The 8756-nt window shown below is 71.0% G+C and carries 9 protein-coding genes; 2 read left to right on the top strand and 7 right to left on the bottom strand.

Annotation, left to right across the window (positions count from 1 at the left end; translation table 11 throughout):
* Nucleotides 1-958: non-homologous end-joining DNA ligase (gene ligD / locus DW309_RS18695; protein WP_205812872.1), on the top strand; the 958-nt coding region annotated here is incomplete at its 5' end.
* A gap of 15 nt (nucleotides 959-973) precedes the next feature.
* On the opposite strand, the gene DW309_RS18690 is transcribed toward ligD, so the two are convergent.
* The 4 genes from DW309_RS18690 to murI all read right to left on the bottom strand — a co-directional run bounded on the left by DW309_RS18690 (nucleotide 974) and on the right by murI (nucleotide 4200).
* A complete protein-coding gene (locus DW309_RS18690) occupies nucleotides 974-1894 on the bottom strand; it encodes a cation diffusion facilitator family transporter (RefSeq protein ID WP_136046235.1) in 921 nt (306 codons plus the stop codon).
* 103 nt (nucleotides 1895-1997) lie between these two features.
* A complete protein-coding gene (gene rdgB, locus DW309_RS18685) occupies nucleotides 1998-2597 on the bottom strand; it encodes an RdgB/HAM1 family non-canonical purine NTP pyrophosphatase (RefSeq protein WP_136046234.1) in 600 nt (199 codons plus the stop codon).
* Complete coding sequence (gene rph / locus DW309_RS18680; protein WP_136030625.1) at nucleotides 2594-3331, bottom strand: ribonuclease PH; 738 nt, start codon at nucleotides 3329-3331, stop codon at nucleotides 2594-2596. The genes rdgB and rph overlap by 4 nt, the downstream gene beginning before the upstream one ends.
* 32 nt (nucleotides 3332-3363) lie before the next feature.
* Complete coding sequence (gene murI / locus DW309_RS18675) at nucleotides 3364-4200, bottom strand: glutamate racemase (protein WP_136030623.1); 837 nt, start codon at nucleotides 4198-4200, stop codon at nucleotides 3364-3366.
* 61 nt (nucleotides 4201-4261) lie between these two features.
* Here murI and DW309_RS18670 point away from each other — a divergent pair, with 61 nt between their 5' ends.
* Nucleotides 4262-5587, top strand: a complete 1326-nt coding sequence (locus DW309_RS18670) for a nicotinate phosphoribosyltransferase (protein WP_136030621.1) — start codon at nucleotides 4262-4264, stop codon at nucleotides 5585-5587.
* A 2-nt stretch (nucleotides 5588-5589) separates the two neighbouring features.
* On the opposite strand, the gene DW309_RS18665 is transcribed toward DW309_RS18670, so the two are convergent.
* Genes DW309_RS18665 through DW309_RS18655 form a run of 3 tightly spaced genes read right to left on the bottom strand, consistent with a single transcriptional unit; the run spans nucleotide 5590 to nucleotide 8592 of the window.
* On the bottom strand, nucleotides 5590-5856 hold the full coding sequence (locus DW309_RS18665; protein WP_028503536.1) for a DUF3039 domain-containing protein: 267 nt from the start codon (nucleotides 5854-5856) through the stop codon (nucleotides 5590-5592).
* A 40-nt stretch (nucleotides 5857-5896) separates the two neighbouring features.
* A complete protein-coding gene (locus DW309_RS18660; RefSeq protein ID WP_136030619.1) occupies nucleotides 5897-7462 on the bottom strand; it encodes a hypothetical protein in 1566 nt (521 codons plus the stop codon).
* A complete protein-coding gene (locus DW309_RS18655) occupies nucleotides 7438-8592 on the bottom strand; it encodes an ATP-binding cassette domain-containing protein (protein ID WP_240753288.1) in 1155 nt (384 codons plus the stop codon). Before DW309_RS18655 ends, DW309_RS18660 begins: the two co-directional genes overlap by 25 nt.
* Nucleotides 8593-8756 lie beyond the last annotated feature (164 nt).

Raw genomic sequence — 8756 nt, 5'->3', positions numbered from 1 at the left:
GCTCGACCCGATGCTCGCCGAGACCGGCACGCCGGCGCTCGCTCGGGGCCTCAGCTCCCCGTCGTGGGTCGAGGTGAAGTGGGACGGGATCCGGGCGATCGGCACCTGGCGCGACGGCCGTATGCTGCTCCACGCCCGGCGCGGCACCGACATCACCGCGCGATACCCCGAGCTCACGGCCGACGGGGCGCCGTTCCTCCCGGTCGACGAGGCGATCGTCGACGGGGAGATCGTCGCGTTCGACGCCCACGCACGGCCGAGCTTCTCCCTGTTGCAGAACCGGATGCACCTGACCCGCCCGCGCGAGATCGAGCGCGAGGTGGTGCGCACGCCCGTCGTCTACATGCTGTTCGACCTGCTCCGGCTCGACGGGCACGACCTCACGGGCATGCCGCTGCGCGAACGCCGCACGCTGCTGGAAGACCTGGTCGCCGACCTCGAGGCGCCGGTCCAGGTGCCGCCGGTGTTCGACGACGTGGACGCGGCCCTCGGCGCGAGCGACGAGTTCGGTCTCGAGGGCGTCGTGGTCAAGGACCCCGCGTCCCGCTACCGCCCCGGCGTCCGCTCACCGTCCTGGCTCAAGCTGAAGAACACGCGCATGCAGGAGGCCGTGATCGTGGGCATCCGTCCGGGCAAGGGCGAACGCGACGGCACGCTCGGGTCCCTGCTGCTGGCCGTGCCCGACGAGGGAGAACTGCGCTACGTGGGACGGGTCGGCACGGGGTTCAGCGACCGGATGCTCCGCGAGCTGATGGCGCGCCTCGAGCCGCTGCGGGTGTCCGCTCCGCCGCTCGACGGCGTGCCGAGGCCCGACGCCTCGGACGCGCTGTGGGTGCGACCGGAGCTCGTGGGCGAGGTCGAGTTCGGCAACTGGACACCGGACGGCATCCTCCGTCACGCGCGGTGGCGAGGCCTCCGGCCGGACAAGACCCCTGACGAGATCACCGTCGAGGAGTGAGCGCCGGTCGCCGTGTCACGCGTGGTGCGGCTCGCAGTCCGACTGCTCGGCTGGCTCGATCTGGAAGGTGGAGTGCGCCACGTCGAAGTGGTCGGCGAGGCACGACTGCATGTCGGCGAGGAGAGCGGCGGAGCGCCCGTCCGCCAGGAGTGCGGGCTCCACACTCACGTGGGCGGTGAACACCGGGGCTCCGCGCGTGAGCTGCCACACGTGCACGTCGTGTACGCCGACCACCCCTGCATAGCCGAGCAGGTGTGTGCGGATCTCGCTGACGGCCGTGCCCTTCGGAGCCGATTCGGACAGCACCGAGAAGACCTCGCGCAACAGCGAGATCGCCCGCGGGATGATCATGGCCGCGATGAACAGCGAGGCGATGGCGTCGGCCGGCATCCAGCCCGTGAGCAGGATCACGGCGGCCGCGACGATGACGGCCAGCGAGCCCAGCAGGTCGCCCATCACCTCCAGGTAGGCCCCGCGCACGTTGATGCTGGTCTTCTGGGCTCGGCTGAGCAGCCACATCGACACGGCGTTGGCCACCAGGCCGACGACCGCGACGACGAGCATGAGACCGCCGGCGACCTCCACCGTGTTCGGATTCAGCAGGCGCTCGACCCCCTGGACGGCCACCACGGTGGCCAGCGCGATCAGGATCACCGCGTTGATCAGCGCGCCGAACACCTCGGCGCGCTGGTAGCCGAACGTCCGACGGTCGTCCGCGGGTCGGGCGGCGACGGTGGCCGCGATGAGCGCGATCACGAGCGCGGAGGCGTCGGTGAACATGTGGGCCGCGTCGGCGAGCAGCGCCAGCGATCCGGTGAGCAGAGCGCCGACCACCTGCACGATCATGACCGTGGCGGTCAGCGTCAACGAGATGGCGAGCAGGCGTCTGCTGCTCGCCGAGCGGAGACCGCCGGGCGCGGGCGCGTGATCGTGCATGCCTCCAGGCTAGACCGGGGATCGCCCCGGAACGGCCGATCCTGGCTAGTCGGGAAGGGTAACGATTCTCACCGTCAGCAGGACTTCTCCGCGACCGCCCAGGTCAGAGTCCTGCGAGCAGGGCCACCAGGGCGGTGAAGGCGCGGGCGCGGTGCGACTGCGCCTGCTTCTCCTCGGCGGTGAACTCCCCGACCGTGCGCTCGGCTCCCGCGTCCTGGCCGTCCGGGACGAACACGGGGTCGTAGCCGAAGCCGCCGTCGCCGGACGCCGCGTGCGCGAGCCGTCCCGGCCAGATCCCCTCGACCACGTGCTCGGCCCCACCCGGGACCACGAGCGCGATCGTCGACGTGAAGTGTGCGGCTCGGTGCGGGTCGGCGATGTCGCGGAGCTGGTCGAGCAGCAGCTCCCGGTTCGCCACCGCGTCCTTCTTCTGTCCGGCCCAGTACGCGGAGAAGACACCGGGTGATCCGCCGAGCACGTCCACGCAGATGCCCGAGTCGTCGGCGAGCGCCGGAAGCCCGGAGTGCGCGGCGGCCGCCCTGGCCTTGAGCAGCGCGTTCTCCGCGAAGGTCACGCCGTCCTCCACGGGCTCGGGGCCGTCATAGCCGACCACCTCCAGGTCGGGCCTGGCCTGGGCGACGATCTGCTGGAACTCCTCGACCTTGTGCGGGTTGTGGGTCGCCAGGACGACGCGCACGGTCACTCCCCCGCCAGCGCCGCGAGCTGCCGCGCCTTCAGGTCTTCGCAGCCTGCGAGTCCCAGCTCCAGGAGCGCGTCGAGCTCGCGCTTGTCGAACGGCGCCCCCTCGGCGGTGCCCTGCACCTCGACGAACAGGCCGCGACCGGTCACGACCACGTTCATGTCGGTCTCGGCGCGCACGTCCTCGACGTACGCGAGGTCGAGCAGGGGCTCGCCGTCGACGATCCCGACCGACACCGCCGCGACCGAGTCGAGCAGCGGCGTCGAGTTGCGCCCGATGAACTTCTTCTCGCGGCCCCACTCGATGGCGTCGGCGAGGGCGACGTAGGCGCCCGTGATGGCCGCCGTGCGGGTGCCGCCGTCGGCCTGCAGCACGTCGCAGTCGATCACGATCGTGTTCTCGCCGAGTGCCTTGGTGTCGACCACGGCGCGCAGGGCACGACCGATGAGCCGCGAGATCTCGTGCGTGCGACCGCCGATGCGACCCTTCACGCTCTCGCGGTCGTTGCGGCTGTTGGTCGCGCGTGGGAGCATCGCGTACTCGGCCGTCACCCAGCCCTTGCCCTTGCCGGTGAGCCAGCGCGGCACGCCGTTCGTGAACGAGGCGGTGCACAGCACCTTGGTGCCCCCGAAGCTGATCAGGGCCGATCCCTCGGCCTGCGCGCTCCAGCCGCGCTCGATGGTGATCTCGCGCAGCTGCGAGGCGGAACGGCCGTCGGCACGGACGATGTCGGTCATGGGCTTCTCTCGGTTCGGGACGGGCGAGCGGGTCAGCGCGCGTCGAGCGCGGGGTCGGGGAGGGTGATGACGCCGGTGTGGACGAGCTGCACGTCGCGCACCTCGCGGCCCATCAGCCGGTTGGCGAGCGCGGTGAAATCGTCGGCCGAGTCGCCCGTCGCCTCGTAGACGTAGGTGGCCGTGGCATCCGCAGGGGCCAGCAGATCGCCGCGCACGAGCTGACGATAGACGTCGCCGGCCGTCTCGTCATCGCTCGACACGAGGGTCACGCCTTCGCCCATCACGTAGCTGATGGCACCCCGGAGGAACGGGTAGTGGGTGCAGCCGAGGACGAGCGTGTCCACGTCGGCCTCTCGCAGCGGCGCGAGGTACTCCTCCGCGACGGCGAGCACCTCCGGGGTTCCGGTGACCCCGGCCTCGACGAACTCGACGAACCGCGGACAGGCGGCCGTGAAGACCTGCAGGCGCTCGTTCACCTCGAGCATGTCCTGGTACGCGCGGGAGCCGATCGTGCCGACCGTGCCGATCACGCCGACCCGGCCGTTGCGCGTGGTCGAGACGGCTCGGCGCACCGCGGGGCCGATGACCTCCACCACCGGGACGTCGTAGCGCTCGCGCGCATCGCGCAACATCGCCGCCGAGGCCGTGTTGCAGGCGATCACGAGCATCTTCACGCCCTGGTCGACCAGGGTGTCGAGCACCTCGAGAGCGTAGCGGCGCACGTCGGCGATGGGCTTCGGGCCGTAGGGCGAGTGCGCGGTGTCGCCGATGTAGACGAAGGATTCTCTGGGCAGCTGGGCGCGGATGGCCCTGGCCACCGTGAGCCCGCCGACACCGGAGTCGAAGATCCCGATCGGCGCGTCATTCATGACTCCCCAGCCTACCCGCGCGCGGCAGGGCCCGCGTATCGCGGCTCACTATGCTGGGCGGATGACCACGTCGACGGCGCTGCTCACCGACCGTTACGAGCTCACGATGCTCGCCGCCTCGCTCCGGGACGGCACCGCGTTCCGTCCGAGCGTGTTCGAGCTGTTCTCGCGTCGCCTGTCCGGCGGCCGGCGCTTCGGCGTCGTCGCGGGCACCGGGCGCCTGCTGAGCCTGCTCCGCGACTTCCGGTTCGGCGACGACGAGCTGCGCTTCCTGCGCGACGAGCAGGTCGTCGACACCGAGACGCTCTCCCACCTCGAGCGTTACCGCTTCACGGGCTCGGTCCGCGGGTACCGCGAGGGCGAGCTCTACTTCCCCGGCTCCCCCATCCTCACGGTGGAGGGATCCTTCGCGGATGCCGTCGTCCTGGAGACCCTCGCGCTGAGCGTGCTCAACCACGACTCCGCGGTCGCGACGGCGGCGGCGCGCATGAGCATCGCGGCCGGTGAGCGACCGCTGGCCGAGATGGGATCTCGCCGTGCGGCCGAGCGCTCCGCCGTCGCCGCGGCCCGCGCCGCCTACATCGCGGGTTTCACCGCCACGAGCAACCTGGAGGCCGGCCGCACGTGGGGCATCCCCACGATGGGCACGGCGGCGCACTCCTGGACGCTGCTGCACGACTCCGAGGAGGACGCCTTCCGCGCCCAGGTCGCGAGCATGGGCGTCGACACCACCCTGCTGGTCGACACGTACGACATCCGCAGCGGCGTCGAGACGGCGATCCGCGTGGCAGGAACCGAGCTGGGCGGAGTCCGGATCGACTCTGGTGACCTGCCGATCGTGGCCGCCGAGGTCCGCGCACAGCTGGACGAGCTGGGAGCGACGGGCACGCGCATCACCGTCACCAGCGACCTCGACGAGTACGCGATCGCCGCTCTCGCCGCGTCACCCGTCGACGCGTACGGCGTCGGCACGTCGGTCGTGACCGGGTCCGGCTACCCCACCGCGAGCATGGTGTACAAGCTGGTCGCGCGGCAGGATGCCGACGGAGCCTGGATCGGGGTGGCCAAGGCCTCCGCCGACAAGGCGTCGTTCGGGGGGCGGAAGGCAGCGTTCCGGACGCTGTCCGACGGGGTCGCGACGGCGGAGACCGTCGTCGTCTCGGACGGGTTCGAAGAGCTCGACACGCCCGCTGAGCACGCGGACGGCCGGCCGCTCCAGGTCACTCTCGTCGAGGACGGCGACATCGATACCGCGCACGAGGGAGTCGCCGGCACGGCGGCCGCCCGCGCACATCACCTTCGCGTGCGCGAGGAGCTGCCGGTGCGCGCCCTGGCGCTCAGCAAGTCCGACCCGGCGATCCCGACCGTCTACCTCGAGGCCGACTGAGGTCAGCCGACCATCGACTCGTAGATCTCCTTGCACGTCGGACAGATCGGGAACTTCTCCGGATCGCGGCCCGGCGTCCACTTCTTGCCGCAGAGAGCGCGCACCGGCTTCCCGGTGATCGCGGACTCGAGGATCTTGTCCTTCTTCACGTAGTGCGAGAAGCGCTCGTGGTCGCCCGGTTCGAGGTTCTCCTCCCGGAGGAGCTCTTCCAGTTCGCGATCAAGCGTTGCCACGCCGCCCTGATCGGGGCTGTCCAGCGGAGTACTCATTCCGCGATTCTAGCCGCGTCGGGGGGCCGGTGGGCGGCCGTCACGCGGTCTCGACGAACTCCATGAGCCGCTCTCCACTGTGCTCGAAGATGCGCCCGCCGAGCACAGCCCCGGCGACGAGCACGATCGCGCCGGTGAACAGCCCCACCCAGAACGCCGCGGGCGCGAACGCCGAACCGGAGACGATCGTGGCGGCGAAGAGCCAGATCGTCGGCACGCTCAGGACGATGGATCCGAGGAACGCCGCGGCGGGGCCGTAGGCACCGTGGGACGTCGGCCGCTGCGGCTGCTGGAAGGGGCTGTCCCCGGGTCGCGACACCGCGTACGGTGCGACCACCGACACCACGCTCGAGATGCCGAGGGCGCACAGCAGGAGACTGACCGCGAGACCCACCAGCGGAAGGAGGAGGGTCCAGCTCCCCACGAGCAGCAACGACAGCGGCACCGCGATCGCGAGCACCGGCACGGCCACGAGGAGCACCGGGACGAGCCGTCCGAGGCGGTCGGGAAGGCCGCGTACCCCGCTCGCCACGTGCGTCCACAGCGCGGTCGAGTCGTAGGCGATGTCGTTGTGGGGGAGCCAGCCGAAGAACAGCGCCATCACCGGAACCGGGATGAGGGCCGCGATCTCGATCGGGACACCGGCGACGATGAGCGGCAGCACCGTCAGCACCCCGGCGACGGGCACGACGATCACGTTCATGATGTAGCGACGGTCCCGCAGCCAGTACACGAGGCTGCGCGACGCGATCGCTCCGAAAGCGTTGGACGGCAGCAGGCCGAACCAGCCGAGGCCCGTGCGCTCCCGTGCTGTGACGGGCCGCTCGGTGGTCGTCAGCAGACGACGGACGAACCACGCCCAGACGAGGGCGAGGGCGATGGCCGTGACCACAGCGACGGCACCGCTCGCCCACGCCGTCCCGGTCTCTCCTGCCGCCGCGGCGAACGCAGAGGCCGGAGCCGCAGCGAACGGAGTGACACCGATCACCGACGTGAGCGTCGCGATCGACGCGGGCACGTCACCGTCCCATCGCAACGAACCGAGGAACACGGCGACGGGGAATGCGATCACGATCAGGGCGAGCGCGAACAGGGCGGTGAGCTCCCTCGATCGACGCTCCGGGAGCAGCATCGCGTTCAGCGCCATGCCGATCCGGGCGATCAGGGCCGTGATGAACAGGCCGAGCAGAGACATGATCACCGCGAGTGGCCACGGCGCGCCCGCCTCGATCGCGACGATGCACACGCTGGCATAGACGGCGAGAAGGGCGAGGCTCGGCACGCTCACCAGCGAGGCGAGCATGAGCACCCAGGGCAGCCGGCGCTCGTCGACGCCGAACACCGCGAACCGACGGGGGTCGAGCTGGTCCACCGCCCCGACCAGCAGCGGCCCCACGAGGAAGCCGAGCAGCACCGCCGCGCCGCCGAGCACGGTGACCGCGCTGGCGACCGGCACGGAGGCGTCGGTCAGGCTGAACACCGCGACGCAGACCACGACCGTCACGGCGACGACGGCCCCGAAGGACAGCAGCGTACGGATCCGGCGTTCACCGCGGAGTGCGCCGAGGAGGAGCGCGAACCTCAGTCGGAGAACGTGTGCAGCCATTCCAGCCCCTCCACCTCGCCGCTGGAGCCCGCGAGCTCGACGAAGCGCGATTCGAGGGTCTGCCCCGCGCGGACCTCGTCGATCGTGCCCTCCGCGAGCACCTCGCCGTTGACGATGATCGCCACACGCGAGCACACCCGCTCGACCAGGTCCATGCCGTGGCTCGACAGGATCACGGTGCCCCCGTGGGCGACGTAGGCGCGGAGGATGTCGAGGATGACGGCGGATGACACGGGGTCGACCGACTCGAAGGGCTCGTCGAGCACCAGCACGCGGGGCGAGTGGATCATCGCACCGGCGAGCATGATCTTCTTCGTCATACCCGCGGAGTAGTCCGACACCACGCGATTGAGCGCGTCTCCGAGGTCGAAGGCGCGAGCCAGATCCGCGGCGCGCTTCTCGATGACGTCAGCCGCCAGACCGCGAAGCAGTCCGTAGTAGTAGAGGAGTTGTCGGCCGGTCAGGCGGTCGAAGGTGCGAAGGCGGTCGGGAAGCACTCCCATGACGCGCTTGGCGGCGAGAGGGTCGACGGCCTGGTCGATGCCGCAGATCACGACGCTCCCCTCGTCGGCGCGCAGCAGCCCCGCGACGATCGAGAGCGTGGTGGTCTTGCCCGCACCGTTCGGTCCGACGATCCCGTAGAACGAGGCGGCGGGCACCGACAGGTCGATGCCGTCGACGGCGCGGTTGTCGCCGAACTGCTTCACCAGGCCGCGGATGCGGATCGCCTCGGTGCTCGGCTGGTCCTCACGGGAACCCTCGGCACGCAGCGGCGGCTCCTGCGAGGTCTCCGGATCGACGACGACGACGGAGCCGTCCGTCAGCGCGTCGGCTGTGGGGTTCGGCACGGGCTCCACCGCATCGGCGGGCACGGGAACGGCTGTGCTCTCGGCGGTCGGCTCGAGCTCTGCGACGAGGGTGTCCGCGCCCGGATCATCGGACGCCGCTTCACCCACTGAGCCGGCGGACATCGGAGCTGCCGTGTCGTCCGCCACCGCGGTGGCGGACACAATCGCGACGCCCTCACCGTCCACGGCGGGCGTCTCCGTGACGGTCTCGAGCGCGGCAGCCCCGTCGGCCGCCGCCTCCTCGCCGGTCCCCTCGTGCGTCGGCTGCTCGGCTGCCGCCATCTCGGCTGCCGCCTTCTCGGTCGCGGCTTTCTCAGCTGCGGCCTTCTCGGCTGCGGCCTTCTCGGCTGCGGCCTTCGCGGCAGCCGTCTTGGCCGCCGCCGTCTTCGCCGACGCGGAGCGCGCCGTGCTCTTCGCCGCTGCCGACTTGGCCGCCGCCGCCTTCG

This window comes from Microbacterium sp. K41 (genome assembly GCF_004794395.1).
Classification (GTDB): domain Bacteria; phylum Actinomycetota; class Actinomycetes; order Actinomycetales; family Microbacteriaceae; genus Microbacterium; species Microbacterium sufflavum.
Note: the sequence above shows the minus strand (reverse complement) of the source record. Positions and strands in the feature narration are given on the sequence as shown.

What these genes read in the sequence shown, in the direction of transcription:
- DW309_RS18670 (WP_136030621.1), top strand. Translation starts at nt 4,262, where the DNA reads ATGACCACGTCGACGGCGCTGCTCACCGACCGTTACGAGCTCACGATG.
- DW309_RS18655 (WP_240753288.1), bottom strand. Translation starts at nt 8,592, where the DNA reads ATGGCGGCAGCCGAGCAGCCGACGCACGAGGGGACCGGCGAGGAGGCG.
- DW309_RS18690 (WP_136046235.1), bottom strand. Translation starts at nt 1,894, where the DNA reads ATGCACGATCACGCGCCCGCGCCCGGCGGTCTCCGCTCGGCGAGCAGC.
- DW309_RS18660 (WP_136030619.1), bottom strand. Translation starts at nt 7,462, where the DNA reads ATGGCTGCACACGTTCTCCGACTGAGGTTCGCGCTCCTCCTCGGCGCA.
- murI (WP_136030623.1), bottom strand. Translation starts at nt 4,200, where the DNA reads ATGAATGACGCGCCGATCGGGATCTTCGACTCCGGTGTCGGCGGGCTC.
- rph (WP_136030625.1), bottom strand. Translation starts at nt 3,331, where the DNA reads ATGACCGACATCGTCCGTGCCGACGGCCGTTCCGCCTCGCAGCTGCGC.
- DW309_RS18665 (WP_028503536.1), bottom strand. Translation starts at nt 5,856, where the DNA reads ATGAGTACTCCGCTGGACAGCCCCGATCAGGGCGGCGTGGCAACGCTT.